Origin of the sequence: Oceanobacillus zhaokaii, from assembly GCF_003352005.1 — a bacterium.
Lineage (GTDB): Bacteria > Bacillota > Bacilli > Bacillales > Amphibacillaceae > Oceanobacillus > Oceanobacillus zhaokaii.
In genome coordinates, this window is sequence record NZ_CP024848.1 from 174,988 (window position 1) to 192,500 (window position 17,513).

At 36.9% G+C, this 17,513-nt stretch carries 17 protein-coding genes; 13 read left to right on the plus strand and 4 right to left on the minus strand.

All coding sequences use genetic code 11. The features are described 5' to 3' along the window. Nucleotides 1-178: 178 nt before the first annotated feature. The 6 genes from CUC15_RS00935 (at nt 179) to CUC15_RS00960 (ending at nt 9,434) form a co-directional block, all read left to right on the plus strand. The gene (locus CUC15_RS00935) at nt 179-1,657 is read left to right on the plus strand and encodes an MFS transporter (RefSeq protein ID WP_114914941.1); all 1,479 of its coding nucleotides are present in this window, start codon (nt 179-181) and stop codon (nt 1,655-1,657) included. Between the two features lie 396 nt (nt 1,658-2,053). Then, a complete protein-coding gene (locus tag CUC15_RS00940; protein WP_114914942.1) occupies nt 2,054-3,535 on the plus strand; it encodes an MFS transporter in 1,482 nt (493 codons plus the stop codon). Nucleotides 3,536-3,898: 363 nt separating this feature from the next. After that, a complete protein-coding gene (locus CUC15_RS00945; protein ID WP_114914943.1) occupies nt 3,899-5,236 on the plus strand; it encodes a gluconate:H+ symporter in 1,338 nt (445 codons plus the stop codon). Nucleotides 5,237-5,744: 508 nt separating this feature from the next. Beyond that, complete coding sequence (locus CUC15_RS00950) at nt 5,745-7,130, plus strand: MFS transporter (protein WP_114914944.1); 1,386 nt, start codon at nt 5,745-5,747, stop codon at nt 7,128-7,130. Nucleotides 7,131-7,539: 409 nt separating this feature from the next. After that, the gene (locus CUC15_RS00955) at nt 7,540-8,214 is read left to right on the plus strand and encodes a hypothetical protein (RefSeq protein ID WP_114914945.1); all 675 of its coding nucleotides are present in this window, start codon (nt 7,540-7,542) and stop codon (nt 8,212-8,214) included. Continuing rightward, a complete protein-coding gene (locus tag CUC15_RS00960; RefSeq protein WP_114914946.1) occupies nt 8,214-9,434 on the plus strand; it encodes an efflux RND transporter periplasmic adaptor subunit in 1,221 nt (406 codons plus the stop codon). Before CUC15_RS00955 ends, CUC15_RS00960 begins: the two co-directional genes overlap by 1 nt. A gap of 17 nt (nt 9,435-9,451) precedes the next feature. Here CUC15_RS00960 and CUC15_RS00965 read toward each other — a convergent pair whose 3' ends face one another. After that, on the minus strand, nt 9,452-10,306 hold the full coding sequence (locus tag CUC15_RS00965) for a YihY/virulence factor BrkB family protein (RefSeq protein WP_114914947.1): 855 nt from the start codon (nt 10,304-10,306) through the stop codon (nt 9,452-9,454). Nucleotides 10,307-10,617: 311 nt separating this feature from the next. Between CUC15_RS00965 and CUC15_RS00970 the strand changes: the two genes are divergently transcribed. From CUC15_RS00970 to CUC15_RS00980, 3 genes are read left to right on the plus strand one after another with little or no spacing between them, the layout of a single operon-like run. Next, on the plus strand, nt 10,618-11,100 hold the full coding sequence (locus CUC15_RS00970; protein ID WP_114914948.1) for a DUF948 domain-containing protein: 483 nt from the start codon (nt 10,618-10,620) through the stop codon (nt 11,098-11,100). Further along, on the plus strand, nt 11,101-11,556 hold the full coding sequence (locus CUC15_RS00975; RefSeq protein ID WP_114914949.1) for a DUF948 domain-containing protein: 456 nt from the start codon (nt 11,101-11,103) through the stop codon (nt 11,554-11,556). Then, nucleotides 11,543-11,773, plus strand: coding sequence for a hypothetical protein (locus CUC15_RS00980; RefSeq protein ID WP_114914950.1), 231 nt, complete (start codon nt 11,543-11,545; stop codon nt 11,771-11,773). The genes CUC15_RS00975 and CUC15_RS00980 overlap by 14 nt, the downstream gene beginning before the upstream one ends. A 120-nt stretch (nt 11,774-11,893) precedes the next feature. Here the strand turns inward: CUC15_RS00980 and CUC15_RS00985 are convergent, their stop codons facing one another. Beyond that, nucleotides 11,894-12,310, minus strand: a complete 417-nt coding sequence (locus tag CUC15_RS00985) for a DUF948 domain-containing protein (protein WP_114914951.1) — start codon at nt 12,308-12,310, stop codon at nt 11,894-11,896. Between the two features lie 169 nt (nt 12,311-12,479). Between CUC15_RS00985 and cwlD the strand changes: the two genes are divergently transcribed. Both cwlD and CUC15_RS00995 read left to right on the plus strand, forming a co-directional pair. Then, nucleotides 12,480-13,202, plus strand: a complete 723-nt coding sequence (gene cwlD, locus CUC15_RS00990) for an N-acetylmuramoyl-L-alanine amidase CwlD (protein WP_114914952.1) — start codon at nt 12,480-12,482, stop codon at nt 13,200-13,202. Between the two features lie 82 nt (nt 13,203-13,284). After that, the gene (locus tag CUC15_RS00995) at nt 13,285-14,343 is read left to right on the plus strand and encodes an Mrp/NBP35 family ATP-binding protein (protein ID WP_114914953.1); all 1,059 of its coding nucleotides are present in this window, start codon (nt 13,285-13,287) and stop codon (nt 14,341-14,343) included. Between the two features lie 32 nt (nt 14,344-14,375). Here the strand turns inward: CUC15_RS00995 and gerD are convergent, their stop codons facing one another. Continuing rightward, nucleotides 14,376-15,032, minus strand: a complete 657-nt coding sequence (gene gerD, locus CUC15_RS01000) for a spore germination lipoprotein GerD (protein WP_114914954.1) — start codon at nt 15,030-15,032, stop codon at nt 14,376-14,378. A 133-nt stretch (nt 15,033-15,165) separates the two neighbouring features. Between gerD and CUC15_RS01005 the strand changes: the two genes are divergently transcribed. Next, entirely contained in the window at nt 15,166-15,831 is a 666-nt protein-coding gene (locus tag CUC15_RS01005; RefSeq protein WP_114914955.1) for a KinB-signaling pathway activation protein, read from the plus strand. A 79-nt stretch (nt 15,832-15,910) separates the two neighbouring features. On the opposite strand, the gene pdaB is transcribed toward CUC15_RS01005, so the two are convergent. Beyond that, nucleotides 15,911-16,669 (minus strand): polysaccharide deacetylase family sporulation protein PdaB, encoded by a 759-nt coding sequence (gene pdaB / locus CUC15_RS01010; RefSeq protein WP_114914956.1) that lies wholly within the window; start codon nt 16,667-16,669, stop codon nt 15,911-15,913. Nucleotides 16,670-17,038: 369 nt separating this feature from the next. Here pdaB and CUC15_RS01015 point away from each other — a divergent pair, with 369 nt between their 5' ends. Continuing rightward, on the plus strand, nt 17,039-17,257 hold the full coding sequence (locus CUC15_RS01015) for a hypothetical protein (RefSeq protein ID WP_114914957.1): 219 nt from the start codon (nt 17,039-17,041) through the stop codon (nt 17,255-17,257). Nucleotides 17,258-17,513: the final 256 nt, after the last annotated feature.

Below are 17,513 nucleotides of genomic sequence, written 5' to 3' on the forward strand. Positions count from 1 at the left end.
TTAAAGCGCTTACACTTATTATGAAATTAATAGTTAGTTAATTAGTTTGCAAAACAAATTAACAAGCTAGAGTAATGTTAAATTGGTCATTAGATTAATAGAGAAAGGAATCTGCAAGAAAAGTTTTTGCAATAATCAATTAAATGTAAACGCTTTTTAAACAAAGGGGGATAATATTATGTCAAGTACAGTAGTGGATGGTGGACAAAGGTATAACAGGTCAAAATTATGGCAGATTGGATTCTTTACATTGAATAATACTGCAACAAATATCTATTTATTTTTAATAATGTTCCTATCCTATTATGCCGCTGGTATTGCTGGATTAGCAGTTGTATTAGTTAGTACACTTTTGGGAGCTGCAAGACTTTTTGATGGATTAATCGATCCGGCTATTGGTTATATCATTGATAGGACAGAAACAAAATTCGGAAAATTTAGACCGATAATTGTAATTGGAAATATTATCACGGCTATTTCTGTGTTATTGATTTTTACAACACATTTATTGCCAGATGGTTTTCGTCTAATATTTATTATTTTTGCATTAGTAGTTCATAAAATTGGTTATTCATTACAAACCTCTGTAACAAAAGCTGGACAAACAGTATTAACAAATGATCCGAAACAGCGTCCTCTTTATATGGCATTTGACGGCGTGTATAATATTATTCTTTTCACAGTCGGTCAATTTTATGTCTCTAACTATTTAGTAGGAAAATATGGCGATTTTACAATGGGTTTATTCATTGAATTGATTGCTATAGTCATGATACTTTCAACAGTATTTACTTTCCTTGCTATCATTGGTATTTCTCGTAAAGATAAAAAGGAATTTTATGGATTAGGTGAAGAAACCGTAGAAACAAAATCTTTTCGTGAATACTGGCACGTAATAAAAGGAAACCGTCAATTACAATTGCTTACAATCTCGGCTTCAACAGGTAGATTAGGCATGAGTCTTGGCGGGGAAGCTGTCGTAACGGTTATGATATTTGGTATCTTAATTGGCAACTATGGACTAAGTGGTACACTGGGATTAATTACTGCTATACCGGGACTATTAATAACTTTCTTTGTTACATGGCTTGCGAGAAAAACAGGATCTAAAAAAGCATATCTTGCAGCAGTATGGGTAGGGTTACTATCATATTTAGCTTTTATTCCGTTATTCTTATTTTTAGACGATCCGACTGTCATTTCTCTTGAAACGATCGGATTTGCAACAATCTTGTTTATTCTTTTACGTACATTTGCCACTGGATTTGGTGGTGCTCAATCATCTCTTGTCGTTCCAATGATTGCAGACGTTTCAGATTATGAAACTGCTAAGTCGGGACGTTATGTTGCAGGTATGTTTGGAACCATCTTTTCCTTTATTGATCAATTTGTAACTTCACTTGCACCGATTATTGTTGGTTTAGTTGTAGCAGCTGCAGGTTATGGAGATGCTTTCCCAACCGTCACAGATGCATTAACACCTTCACTATTTACAGCAGTCATTATCTTGGCATTTGTATTACCAGCAGTATTATTACTGATTTCTGCAACCGCAATGCATTTCTACAAACTTGATAGGAAGAAAATGGTAGAGGTTCAGGAGGTAATTTCAGAAGCGAGAGCGAAATCCAAAATCTCTGATGAACCTGCTGTATAATAGGGATAGCAAGAGGGGCTGTATCGATTGGTCACAATCGATACAGTTCTTTTACTCTTATATAACAAATTAGGGCATAAACAACTCGTCAATCACTCATCATCTATAACTACTTCAATTTTCCCTTTAAATATTTTATATCTACGACTATTGTCAAAAACAGGCGAATTGTTGAAATGCTATTTATTTTACCCAAAAAAGTTTTTAAAAAAAGTATTGCAATTTTAAGCGCTTACATATATTATGATATTAATAGTTAGTTGGTTTACGAAACAAATTAACTAGATTGATATTAATCTGGGCAGAAGATTAATATAGTTTAGCAATTATATATCTAAATTTTTCACAATAATTAACTAAATGAAAGCGTTTGATTTTACAAAGGGGGATATTATTATGTCGAGTTCAGTATTGGATAGCGAGTTGAAGTATCATAGATCAAAATTGTGGCAAATTGGATTTTTTACTTTAAATAACACAGCAACTAATCTATATATTTTCTTAATAGGGTTCTTATCTTATTATGCTGCTGGTATTGCTGGATTAGCAGTTGTACTAGTTAGTACGCTTCTAGGTGCTGCAAGATTATTTGATGGACTAATCGATCCAACAATAGGTTATATCATTGATAAAACAGAAACGAAATTTGGTAAATTTAGACCTATAATTGTATTTGGTAATATTATTACCATTATTTCCGTTATAATGATTTTTACAACACATTTACTTCCAGAAGGTTTTCGGTTAGTATTTATTGTATTTTCGTTAGTCGTTCATAAAATTGGCTATTCATTACAAACATCTGCAACAAAAGCTGGACAAACCGTATTGACAAATGATCCTAAACAACGTCCGCTTTATATGGCATTTGACGGCGTTTATAATATTTTTGTTTTCACAGTCGGACAATTTTATGTTGCCAACTATTTAGTAGCAAAATATGGCGATTTTACAATGGGTTTATTTATTGAATTGGTTGCGACGGTTATTATTCTAGCAACAATCTTTACTATCCTTGCTCTCATTGGGATTTCGAGTAAAGATAGAAAAGAATACTATGGCTTAGGTGAAGAAACAGTAGAAACGAAATCTATCCGTGATTACTGGCAAGTAATCAAAGGAAACCGTCAATTGCAATTGCTTACATTATCGGCTTCAATGGATAAATTAGGTCATACCCTTGGCAGGGATGCTGTAGTAACAGTTATGCTATTCGGTATCTTACTTGGAAATTATGGACTAAGTGGTACAATTGGATTAATTACTGTCATACCAGGCCTGTTAATAACTTTCTTTGTGACAGGGCTTGCAAGAAAGACAGGTCTCCGAAAAGCGTATCTTACAGCTGCTTGGATTGGTGTACTATCGTATTTGGCTTTTATTCCGTTGTTCTTAATTTTAGACGATCCGACAGTTATTTCACTTGAGAGTATAGGAATTGCAACCATTATATTTATCCTATTACGTACATTTGCTCAAGGATTTGGTGGTGCACCAACAACGCTTGTAGTTCCAATGATTGCTGACGTTTCAGACTATGAAACTGCTAAGTCGGGTCGTTATGTTGCAGGTATGTTCGGAACAATCTTTTCGTTTATTGATCAATTAGTATCATCACTTTCACCACTCATTGTTGGTTTTATTGTAGCAGCTATAGGTTTTGGAGACGCTTATCCAACAGTAACTGATACGTTAACACCATCACTATTTACGGGATTGTTAGTCTTGGCATTCTTATTGCCAGCAATATGTTTGTTGATTGCTGCATTTGCGATGCATTTCTATAAACTTGACAGAAAGAAAATGGAAGAAGTTCAGGATACTATTGCAGAAGCGAAGGGGAAATCTAAAATCTCTGATGACACTGCTGCGGTATAATAGGTATATTAAAGGGCTGTATCGATTGATAACAATTGATATAGCCCTTTTTCACAGACGCCACACCCTCATTACCCACCACCAATTTCAACAACGATTAAAACATCTGAACTTTCACCCTAATTTTAACAATAAGAAATATAAAAGGAATATTGAAATGAAAAGCGCTTTCTTGTATAATTAGTTTGTTTATTAAACAAATCAAAATATTAAGAGCTATCAGTAGAAAAAAAGAACTGAGGGATCAGGATAATTATCAGTTAAGCGCCATCATCGCTGATATAAGCGTCATACCTGGCCTTTTATTTATTTTCTGCTTGTAAGGAAAGCGGTAACAGAATAACGTATTTAGGAGGAATATACATGGATTGGATTGTTGACAATATGCCGATCATTTCGGTAGTGATTGGGGTTGCACTGCTTCTGTACTTAAATATGCGATTAAAGCTTAATAGTTTTATTGCACTATTAATTTCTGCGATTTTCGTAGGAATCTTAAATGGCATGCGTTTAACAGAAGTTTTAGAAACGATTAAAGCTGGATTTGGCAGCACGCTCGGAAGTCTAGCACTAATCATCGGATTTGGTGCAATTTTAGGTAAACTAATGGTAGATTCAGGGGCAGCACAGCGAATCGCAACAACGCTTCTTGAGAAATTTGGCGTAAAAAAAGTAGAATGGGCGTTAATTATTATTGGAGCTGTGTTCGGAATTTCCGTCTTCTATGAAGTTGCCTTTATGATTCTGGCTCCACTTGTAATTAGTATCGCTATTGAAGCAAAGGTACCATATTTAAGGCTAGGAATTACGATGGTTGCGGCGACAACGCTAGCACATAGTATATTCCCGCCACAAGCTGGACCAACTGCGCTTGTTGAAGCATATGGTGCAGATATGGGTATGGTATATATTTTAGGTATTGTTGTATTTATTCCTGCTGTAATTGCAGCTGGAATTATCTTACCAAGACTATTAAAGAATCTTGATCATGATGTCCCAGAATTAATGGAAAAGCCAAAAGAATTTACAGACGAGGAAATGCCCCGATTTGGTATTAGCTTATTAATTCCATTGATCCCAGCAATCATGATTACTGCAGCAACAATCATGAATCTATTCATTGAAGAGGGTACAGGGCTTCACCAAATTGTAAACTTCCTTGGAAGTGCAGAGGTTAGTTTATTAATCGCTGTATTAATTGGTATTTACGTATTTGGTCTTCGGGTTGGTCGCAATATGTCTCAAGTAATGGACACATTCGGCGATGCGCTTAAGGGGATTGCATTAATTATCTTCATTGTTGGTGCTGGAGGTGCCTTCAAAGAAATCATTCTTGAAGCAGGTGTTGGTGATTATATTGCGAACATGATGCAAAATACTAGTGTTTCACCATTAATTATGGCATGGTTTATTACAGCATTGATCCGAATTGCAACAGGTCAAGGGGTTGTATCCGCTATTACAGCAGCAGGAATTGTTGGCCCGCTAATTGAAACATTCGATGTAAGCCCTGTCCTGATGGTGCTTGCGACTGCAGTTGGTAGTAATACAATCACGCATGTAAATGATGCATCGTTCTGGTTGTTTAAAGAATACTTTGGCTTAACGATTAAAGATACCTTCAAAACATGGGGGCTTCTATTGTTAACTACCTCAGTTGTTGGTCTTGGTGTTGTCTTAATTCTTGATTTATTCATGTAACATAACGCTTAAAGTTAAACTTATAACGGAGTGTATACGGTTTGTATATGCTCTGTTTTTTTATTGCTTTAGTCATAGAAAAGGCAAGATGAAATATTTTTAAAAATATTTTAAGAAAACGCTTGCTTTATTAACCGCTTTCAAATATTATTAAGATATAGTTAATTTGGCCAGCCAACAAATTAATTTGAAATGTTGGAAAAGTGGCTTTTAATAGAATAAATAGAGGGATCAGCGGTAATTGGATGATATTCACCTTCGCGCGCTTGTGAACACGCTGTCATAACTTAATAGCTGCTTTCACTAAACCTAATAGAAATATAGATTGCTGAGAAGTAACTAACATTCAAAGATGTGATGAAGCTGAATATAAAGTACTAGAATCATAAGTAAATCAGAATAGAATAATCAATATTTTATCAGTTAAATGAATGCGATATCAACAATTAGTTTATTGGGAAAACAAACAAAAGAGTAAACATCATGAATATGTTGGAGGGGAACAAAAATGAAAATGGATAAAACACGTCCATTTGGTATGAGGGACAAGCTTGGTTATATGTTTGGTGATTTTGGTAACGATTTCTTCTTTATTCTAGTAAGTTCATTCTTAATGGTTTACTATACAGACGTTTTTGGAATTAGTGCTGCTGTTGTTGGGGGGCTATTCACAGTTGCGAGACTGTGGGATGCGGTTGCTGATGTCACTTGGGGAAGATTCATTGATACTAGAAAGGCAGGAAAGAATGGAAAATTTAGACCGTGGATCTTCAGAATGTCATTCCCACTTGTTATTTCTGGAGTGTTAATGTTTGTTCATATTCCAGGTATGTCGGATGGATTTTATCTAGCATATGCATTCGTGACTTACATCTTATGGGGAACACTGTATTCTACAGTAAATATCCCGTATGGTTCGATGGCATCTGTGATTACGGGGGACCCAGTAGAGCGTACATCTTTATCAAGTTATCGGGGACTTGGTGCTGCCTTAGCGGGTATCCTCGTAAATGCATTGACACCATTGATAGTATTTGTAGATAATCAGGCGGTTGGAAGTCGTTTCCTATTAGCTGCGGTCATCTTTGGAGTTCTGTCTATTGCTTGTTATATGGCATGTGTTACGATGACAACAGAGCGAGTCGTTGCACCTGAAAATAACAAAGAAGCAAAAGGTATGGGTAAAACAGTGAAAGGGCTTGTGAAAAACAGACCATTAATTGCTCTTCTACTATCATCCTTAACCTTTATGGTTGGATTAATGCTGATTGGTACTGTTAACGTCTATCTATTTAAGGATTATTTCAGTAATACAGCAGCCCTAAGTATTGTAGGAGTACTACAATCAGCGGTAACATTTGTTGCAATGCCATTAGTAAAACCATTAGTATCTAGATTTGGAAAGAAAGAGCTGGCATCTACAGGAATATTATTATCAGCAGCAGTTTACTTTTTACTATACTTCATGCCGAACATAACGGTTATTCCATTTATTATACTGATGGCATTTGCGATGTTCTTCTATACATTCTTTAACTTAGTCGTTTGGGCATTTGTAACGGATGTCATTGATTACCATGAATATTTAACAGGGCTACGTGAAGATGGTACGGTTTATTCGATTTATTCCTTTTCTCGAAAAGTTGGACAAGCGATTGCTGGTGGTATAGGTGGTGTGGCGTTAACAGTTGTTGGATATAATGAAGCAGTGAAGCTGCAAACAGGAGAAACCCTTGATGGAATTTATATGTTATCAACATTAGTTCCAGGGCTCATCCTTCTCGCGGTATTCTTAGTACTTACTTTCTTTTATCCATTATCGAAAAATCGCACAAACCAGCTTGCAACAGACTTAGCAGAGAAGAGACAAGCGAAGATTGATGCAGAGAAATAATTATTGATTGGTGATAAGTTCTAACACTCTAGCTTTCTATTAATTTGTAATATGAGCGAATTCTTAATCAGGAAGATCCTTATTCAGTTGAATAAGGATCTTCCCTTTATTTTTGCAGGATGTATAAATTTAGAAATGTTGATAATCTGCAAATCTCGGAAATTGAGACTTTCTCAGGCGTAGGGAGAAATAATTTAAAGAAGCTAACACTCCTCACATGTACGTCATCCAAGGTGAGCTTGTGTGTGCTCGAAAAGTCAAAAAACGCTCCATCATAATTAATAAAGTTCGACAATATTCGGCTAGTGACAGGCACCGGAAAAATAATACACAAGATTCATAGAATTTTATCGAAGCATACGGTAAAATAGTAGTAAGAACAGCTGGAAAGAGAAAAGGAATGTAGCGGATGACCTATCGTGTAAATTTATTTAAGTTTTTCTTCTCCATGGATGATCATTTATTTCGGATTCAAAAGGCGGAGAAGATTAAAAATCTATGGAGGGTTAGTGGATTACTCCTACTCTGTAGTGTGATTATTTATGCTTGGATGGCATATTTAGGAATGGGTACAAATTTAATCTCAACGAATGCTGTAAACCTAACAGATGCACAATATGAATCTAGTAAATTCTGGTTTATTATCGGTCGAGCGGCATATGGACTACTATTATCAGTTATCATTTTATTTTTGCCAAGTCTACTCTTTTATTTATTAACAGATATTCCGTATCAAAAGCTCATGATAATGCAGCAGTTGGTACTTGTCATCATGCTAGTGGAACGAATGATTTGGATTCCACTCGCAATATTAATTGGACTGGACTGGTATGTATCGCCACTATCCTTTGGAATTATTGCATCCTATCTGACGGAAACACCATGGATCATTTACTTCTTTGGGGCAATCTCACTATTTCAGTTCAGTATTATTTGGTTGCAGGTTACATATTTAAGGAAGCTGTCAGAAACAAGAAAATCGCTGATATGGTTTACTGTCATTTTGTTGCATTTAGTTGGCTGGTGTCTTGCTGCAGCTCTTGCCTTTACAGATACTTACATGATAAGTGGGTGGTTTAATTGATGCGAAAAAGAGTGTTGCAGCTACTCGTCATTTTATTTATTGGCGTAAATTTTCTGCTTGTTTATCTGGATAAGGATGAGAAAGTCGAACGAACGGCTTATATCAATGAATGGACAAAGAGCTTTGATGCAGATTTAGCGGATAAGCTTTACACCCCGGGAGTTCTAGCGTCTGCTAATGAAGAACAGCTTTACTTCGACAAAAACTTAGGCAGCTTCAAGGATTTTCTAATTGGAGAAGGAGAGGCCGTTTCTACTGGAACGCCATTATACACATACGAGGTACATAATTATTATGAATCAGAAGCTGAATTATTGAATGAGCGTGAAAGAATAGAAGAAGAAGCGTCAGCGATTGAGCAGGCAATTATGGAAATGGAACGTTATCAGATTCCGAGTAGTACGACAACAGTACCAAACTCCTTTATATTGACAGAGGAGGAGCTAGAAATTGAATTCCCGGAAAGTACTGTCGATGCCACGCTAATTAAGGAGCAATTTATTGTTGATAAAGAAAAAGAATTAGCACAGAAAAATGCCGAGCTAACGAGTGTCGAGAATCAGTTAACAGAACTGCAAACAACGGGAGATACAATTACGGTAGAGAGTCCATATGATGGAAGAATTAAGTCAATTGCAACGACGTTAGAGGATCCAATCATCACGATTGAAAGTGCCAATTTACATGCGGTCGGTGAGCTAACAGAAAGTGAACGCGTTAGAATCGAACAGGGCTTGCCAGTCGAGATCATGCTAACTGAAAAGGAAGCTGCATTGACTGGTATGGTTGGAACGGTCAGTGAATCTCCGAAGAAGTTAAAAATAGAAGGAGAAAGTATTTACCCATTTGACATTTCCTTCGATGAAGCTGCAGAAGTTGAGGGATTGCTTCCTGGTTATCATGCGGATTTAGCGATTACGATTGAGGAAGCATTAGGAGCAACAACGCTTTTCCAGAATGTCATTTTTACAGAATATGTCTGGAAAATGGCAGAAGGCGGTCGACTTGTGAAACAGCCGGTTGAAACGGGCATAAATATGGATGATATGGTAGAAATCACTTCTGGAATAGGTACTGGTGAGTGGATTGCGGAAGAGCCAACGAGGCAATTTCGTGAAGATGCAACATTTATCACACCGTTAAAAATTGCATCACTTACAAAGGAATCACTAAAGATGGACTGGGTAGAGGGTTTAACGACTGGGATATTATCTAGATAAAAAAACGAAGGAGTCGGCTAGCGCGCCGACTCCTTTTTATACATGACTTGTTCTTCTGCAATTTGCCTTTGATGGTATAAAACATTCAATGATGCCCCGATCATTAGGACAATCCCCGTTAAGAAGAACCAAATCATTAAGACAATTATCCCACCAATACTTCCATAAGTAGCAGAATAATTTCCAAAATTACTAACATAAAAGGAAAATCCAACGGTTAATATTTGCCAAAGGATACTAGCAGACACTGCTCCGATTATAATATGCTTAAACGGTATTTTTTTGTTTGGTGCAAAGCGGTAAAGACAAAGTAAGAAAGTAGATAATACCACAATACTAATCACCCATCTGCCGACCTGCAATAATACATTCATCTCGTTCGTAAATCCTAAATAGGAACCGAGGAAATCAACAATAATGTTTCCAAAAATGGGTAATAGAATCGCAACAATGAGTGCGATTATCATTCCAAGCGTTAATCCAAAGGCAATGAGCCTAATAACGATAAAGGAACGAGTCTCCTCCACCTCGTATGCTTCATTCGACGATTTAATAAAGGCATTGACACCGTTCGATGCAGACCAGATTGCCCCAATGATCCCGACTGTCAAGAGCCCACCACGTGGGGTTTCAATAAAGCTGACAATATTCTCTTCAAACATCGATGCAATCTCACCAGGCACGAAAGATTGTATAAACTGTAATACCTGATCTGCATCAATATTAAAATAAGGAATAATGGCAAAACAAACGATAAGTAATGGAAATACTGCCAGAAGATAATAATAAGCCTGTGCTGCAGCAAGGAGTGTAACATTGTCTTCTTTAAATTCCCTAATCAAGCCAGTAACATAGTACTTCAATGTTGCCATCATCATTCCTCCAAAGTGGTTTGCTATTCTATACCCGCAAACCACTTTGTTAAATCTTTCGATCGAATAAAAACACGTTAACGTTTTATTTATGGGGACAAGTGGTATAATATTTACTATAAGAGCGTGTTTAAAGGGGAGGATAAAAAGGACCGATAATTTCGAGGCGGCGTAGCTTTGAGCAACGGAACGTATGCTTCTGATACGTGAGTAGCGGAAACGCAAGCCAACGAAGAAATTCGATGTGTCATTTTTACCGGAATTTTTGAACTTCCTCTATAAGAGCGTGTTCATAAGGGAGGGTTATACATATGGCAATAATTTACTTAGCGATTCTTCTATGTTCCATTGGATTTGCGATAGCAGCTATTTATATTTCCTTTGTTTTAAAGCGAGTGGCCAATATTACAAAATCACTAGGAATAACTTTGAAAGAAGTAGAACAGCAACTTCAATATATTACCCCGCAATTAAGGAGCTCAATTAGTGAGACGTCTAAGCTAGTAGATGATACTGGGGAGAAGATGAGAGCTACTGATAGTATTTTTGATTCGATTGATAATGTTGGGAAATCCGTCCATACGCTTACTGAAGCATATAAGGAAAGTACAGCTAAGTTAAACGATGAACAATTCCAGCAAAGCCTAAAACCGATTGTTGAAGTGCTGAAATGGAGTGAAGCTGTATCTCAAGTATTTTCAAAATGGAAAAATAGACCAACTCGTAAAAATGAATTAATAATCCGAGAAAAGACAGATATTGTACCAGTAAATACAGGGAATGAGGGATACTAGATGACATTAGTTGGAATAGGTGTTTTGCTTATCGGTATTGCATTTATTGTTTTAGCAATTTTTATTGGACATGTGTTAAACAATCTTGCCGGTGTACTTAAAGGAATGGATAATACGGTACAACAGCTACCTAAGCAGCTGGATGATATCTTTAAAGAAACGGGAAACATTATCAATGAGAGCAACAATACATTAGTCGATGTAAATGACAAGTTAAAACAATTAAGTCCATTGTTTTATGTGATGGGTGATGTTGGAAATGTAACAAGGAAGTTCTCTTCTTCATTAGTAGATGTTACCGATTCGATTAAAACGAAAACCGAAGAAGGTAATGAAATTACAGAGAAGAAGAAGCTTGGTGGTATTTACGGTACCTTTGCATTGGGTTACTACTGGTTAAAGAAACGTAAGCAGGCGAAACAGGATGAAGGTGCATTTTCGAATGAATACAAATAATCCGGAGCTAGTAATACCAGCAGTTTTAGCAGGTTTATTAGGTGGCGCGGTGCTTGCTCTTGTCGATAATAAATCGACAGGCCACTTGAAGGAAGATAAGCCTTCTATCATTGAGCGATTTAGGCAAGCTGAGAATAAGCTTTATATAGATGGCATGGAGCGCGCGAATCAGATCGAAGAAATTAAACGGGAAGTTGATCAGACCGTTAAATTATAACATTATTTTAAAAAACTTTGCTGTCACTAAGCCTTTCGGTGACAGGAAGTTCAATTATGTAGTAAGCTTTCTTACTATCAAAAAAGGATGTCCGCACTTAACAGCGGACATCCTTTTAAATTATTTTTTTCCACTTTTAAATAAGAAATATCCTAACGTTAACACACCGTATAATCCTTCTAAGTTCTTGTTTGTGGTAAGTTGATTAGCAGATTCTGTTTTTACTTTCGTTTCATCTGCTACATTGACTACTAATGAGGTTAAGTGGTTTGTTGCTCTGCCAAGGTTTCCGACTGTGTAAAAGAGTGGACTTAATTCTTTGATTTGTGTGTTCACTTGATTTAGCGTTTCCACGCTAGTCCCCATTACCTCTTTTGTTTGTGAAGTTAAGTCTGAAACTGTATTTGGTAACTGATCCGTCGTTTTTTGTACGCTTGTAAGTACACCTGCTAAATTAAGCAGTGGTTTTATTAACACGATAACAAGTACTAAAAGTGCAATACCGATAACAAGTACGCCAATTCCTAACCAAGTCATCTTGCTGACCCCTTTCCATTATGTGTAATTTTCTATTACTATTATTCTACCCATTATATTAATTATAGTAAACTTTTCTAATTAAAAATAGCGAAATGTCCTCATGAATTTGTCATAAATCCTAATCTTGTCCCATAAAATAATGGAGCATGAGTTAGGAGGAAATGATATGAAACGATTGAATAAACCCTTTTTCTGGGTAATTGGTGTTTTAGTATTAACTGCACTCATTTTCTATCCTATTGATAAAGACAATTCTGCATCGAATCCCAATTTCTCGCTACCTCTATCAGGGAAAGTAATTGTGCTTGATCCCGGTCATGGTGGAGCAGATGGTGGTGCTGTTGGTTCGGATGGTACGCTTGAGGACGACATCGCTTTAGAGGTTTCAAAAAAACTTCAGAATTATTTGCAGCAATCAGGCGCGATTGTTCATTTGACGAGAGAGGAAGACAAGGATTTAGCTGCTGAAGGAACAAGGGGTCTTTCACGTAGGAAAGCAGAGGACATTCGTAATCGCCTACAGTTTATTCATAATAAAGAAGCGGATTTCTTTCTGACGATCCATTTAAACGCGTTACCATCAAAGCGCTGGCGCGGTGCACAAACTTTTTATTATCCCAGCCAGGATGAAAATAAACATTTAGCAACAATGGTTCAGGAGGAAATCATTCGTAATTTAGAAAATACGACTCGAGAGCCCTTAAAGATTAATGGAATCTATTTGCTAAAGCATGCGAAAATTCCAGGTGCACTAGTGGAGATTGGCTTTTTGTCGAATGAGGAGGAACGAGAATTATTGAAGCGTACGAGCTATCAAGAACAGATGGCTGCTAGTATTTATGAAGGTATACTAAGATATTCGACTGAGGAGATTGAGGAAGAAGAATGAAAAGGGATTCATAAATCTTAGATTTCCTCCCATTTATGTTATACTTACAATGTATAACGCTGAATAGGGAGGCACGGTTATTTTGATGACAAAAGAAGAAGTTGTTCAACTATTGAACCCGGTAAAAGATCCGTTTTTACATATAACCCTGGAAGAAACAGGGGGCATTAAGCAAATTACCATTAAGGAAGAAAAGAAACATATTAGTGTAAAAATAGCGATTTCAAAAATTAATACAGCGGAACAAATGCAATTACAGCAAGAAATTGTTGGTATATTAAAGAAAAATGGTGCTACAACAGTTGGTCTACGCTTTGAACAACTACCAGATGACATCATTCGTAAATACCAGCCTGCAGCGGAGCAATCAAAGGAAGCATCACTTGTAGGTGGGAATACGAAGACGAAATTTATCGCAATAGCAAGTGGTAAAGGTGGCGTTGGGAAATCAACGGTAACCGTGAATTTGGCAATGGCTCTAATGCGCCTCGGAAAAAAAGTAGGAATTATCGACGCAGATATTTATGGATTTAGTATTCCTGACATGATGGGAATTGAAAATCGTCCTGCAGTTCGCGGGAAAAAGATTATTCCTGTTGAACGTTTCGGAGTGCAAGTCATTTCGATGGGCTTCTTTGTTGAAGATAACTCTCCGATCATCTGGCGCGGGCCGATGCTTGGGAAGATGCTGAATAGCTTTTTCTCCGAAGTAGAGTGGGGAGATCTAGATTATCTGCTGCTTGATTTACCACCGGGTACAGGAGATATAGCGATGGACGTACATGAACTGCTTCCTTCTTGTAAGGAGATTATCGTCACGACTCCACATCCAACAGCAGCATTCGTTGCTGCACGTGCAGGACAAATGGCGATTAAAACGAATCATGAAATCCTTGGTGTCGTAGAAAACATGTCCTATTTTGTCAGCAAAAAAACAGGCGAAAAAGAACATGTTTTCGGTGAAGGCGGAGGTAAGAAGCTTGCAGATGTGCTAGAAACGAGGGTGCTTGGACAATTACAATTGGAGCAGCCATATATGGAAGAGGAAGTATTCGCACCTTCTGTATACCAAGAGGATCATCCAAACGGAAAAGAATATCATAGGATAGCCGCAAAAGTTATTGCGAAAATGGAAGAATAAAAAGGAGCGCCTTTGATTGGGCGCTCTTTGTATTAACCTCCACTGCTTCCCCCTCCACCTTGAGAACCACCGCCACCACTTGATTGGCCGCCAGAACCGCCGCCGCTAGACTGACCACCACTGCTTTCTTGTTTTCCTTTCGCTTGCTCTTCCGCAGCTTTTAATAAGATTTCCTGAATCTTCGCTTGGAAGGTTGGTGTTTCTAAAGTTTGCTGGATCGTTTCTTCCAAGTGGGAGCGAAATTGCTGGCTTTTCAAAAGGGTTAGGTTTTGTTCTGTGATTTCTGGGTTTTGTAATAGCTCAAGCATGAGTTTTTGATATTCGGCATCGCTCATTAAGTTTTTCATGAGTTTCTTCTGCTCATCTTCCATTGATTTTGCATATCCCTCGACAAATTTAGGGTCTTTGAACAGAGTAGACCACATTTCGGCACCTTTTTCGGAAACGAGGGTTTCATTGATTGCTTTCTTAACGACATCAGATTGAATGACGAGCTCTTGCTTCATTTTCTCATCCGCTAAGATTTTACTGACTGCCTTTTTTCCGTCCTCTGTTTGTAATATATCAACAACCATTTTCTTGGTTTTCTCGTAGTCACCTTCACTGTTTGAAGAAGCTTCACCGCCAGAACAAGCGGTTAACACGATGAGGCATAATCCTATAATTGTAATAAGCATGTTGCGATTCATTCAGAATTCCTCCTTCCTTATCCTTAATATGAGTGACAAAATAATAAACTATTCACTTCTTAGAGGAAAAAAGTGCTCCGTCGTGATAAAATACTTGTAATATAAACATCGACCCGAATTAGGAGGATTTCGATTGAATAGTCGCAAACTGGTAAATTTTTTATTTAAAACGCTTATCATTGGCGGAATTGCTGGGCTAGTCATTAGCTTCTTTGTACAAGCAGAGGTCTATGCCGCGAATTTAAGTCCATTTAATATTATGGAAATACTTGGACTGATCGTATTCAATATTGGTTTAGGATTTACCTTTAGTGCACTTAGTATGACAGGATTTTTTGCTTATTTATTTATTCATCGATTCGGCCTCGGATTCTTTCGTTCTTTCTGGCCGGCTGTGCAGGTTTTATTAATCGCTTTTATACTATTTGATTTGGTCTATTTCCCATATAAAGCAGCTGACGGGGAGACATCGCTTATTTGGTTTATTTTTATGGCTGCCGCACTTCTTGTATACGGTTTGATTATCGCGCAGATTAAAGCGAAGGGAACGAATAAACACGCATTTATTCCTGCTTTGTTTCTAATGGTTGTGATGACGACAATTGAGTGGGTTCCTGGACTGCAAACAGAGGGTTCTAATTATGCGTGGCTCATGATTGCGCCATTACTAGCATGTAATACTTACCAATTACTTGCATTACATCGTGTAACAAAAGTGGATGAGAAGAAGACGACAGAACATACGAAAAAGAAAGAAACCCCTACTTCAGCTAAAAAAGTAGGGACGAGTAAAGCATAATTAGAGATGCCTCTAGATATTTTAGGGGTATCTTTTTATATATATATGGGGAATTTATCGATAATGGTAAAAGTGGATTCTATTCCACTAGCTCTGATTCAGCATGTGCTTGATTAATCAATTCTGTAATTGAAACAAACTTGAATCCTTTATTTTCCAATCCAGGAAGAATCGTTTTCAGTGCATTCGCCGTTTGTTTCGCAGAGTCTGATGCATGCAGTAGCAGAATATCGCCATTAGTTGTTTGTTTCATAATTGTATCGACAATTGCCTGTGTGCCAGGGTTTTTCCAGTCATTTGGGTTGATATTCCAATGGATTACTTTGAAACCGAGCCCTTTTGCAAGCTCTAATACTTCCTTATTAAAATGTCCGCTCGGTGTTCTAAGAAGTGTGATGTCCTTATATCCAAGCTTTCGAAAGACTTCTCTTGCATAATGTAAATCCTTCCTTACTTGGTCAAGCTCTTGATCAAGATAGCTCTTATATCGGTAGCCGAGCATTCCTAACTCATGTTTCCCTTCTGAAATCTCCTTCAATATATCCGGATGTCGTTCGGCCCATTCCCCACTGACAAAGAAGGTTGCTTGTACTTCCTGCTCTGCAAGCTGATTTAAAATATCCAGCACACGTTCTTCCCCCCAGCTTATATTAAAGGTAAGGCCAATATTTGGCTCGTCGCTATTCCCTTTTGTGAGTGCAACTGATTCTTCTTTTGAAAAAACGGAGAAGCTACCATTTTCATTCACCCATAAAAGGATAGCGGTAAGCAATGCAATACTGGGAAGTAGCAGCCAACGTTTCCAGCTTTTGAATTTCCATACATAGAAATGATTCATCTTCTCTCCTCCAGTTCGATCTCGTGCTTTTATATATTCTATGAATGAGAAAAGTTAAATATGAACAAGCCTTCTCGCTCGAAACTTATAATTTATTTCGTATTAAACTAGCGGTAAGCCCCGCTGTTTGAAGCATTCATTCATAATAGAATAAAATAATTACAAAAAGATGGATGAATTACGAGAAATTTGGGGAATAGTATAGGCGTCGGAAAAATGAAATTGTATTTCTATAACAGAAACCGACAAAAATTGTCATTAATTGCGAATAGTATGAGTAATAAATAGAGAAATATAAATTGGTATATAGAAGGAAGCCGGTTTATTAGAAAATTATCGGAGTTGTATAGAAAGTTAGAGGTGAAATGGATGTTGGGCCTGTTAATAAATGAAATGGAGCAAAAGGAAATAGAATATCTATTGAAACGTGAAATGGATGAACTATTATTCGATTTAGGAGATTCCCGAATTGATCAAAAGGTAAAAGAAGCAATGCGTGAACGCTATCATAAATTATTTCAATTGCTTAGAAGAGTTGTGAATGAACAGGAATGTCTGAAATACATGCCGAAGCAAATGAAAAGCTAGTAGTACGTGATAAGAGGCCTTTGTATGAATTCTTTCATATAGAGGTTTTTTCATATATTTAGTATGATTGCAGCTTGGTACGGAGGGGCATAGTAATAGTATAGAATGAAGTCGAGAAGTTTTATTAAGTGGAATCAATACAATTGTACACAAAATAAAGATTAATTTTAATTATTGGTCTTTATTTTTTATATTGAACTTGTATTTTATCTATGGTATATTTATTTCTGTTGTCACATTTACAAATTGTAATAAA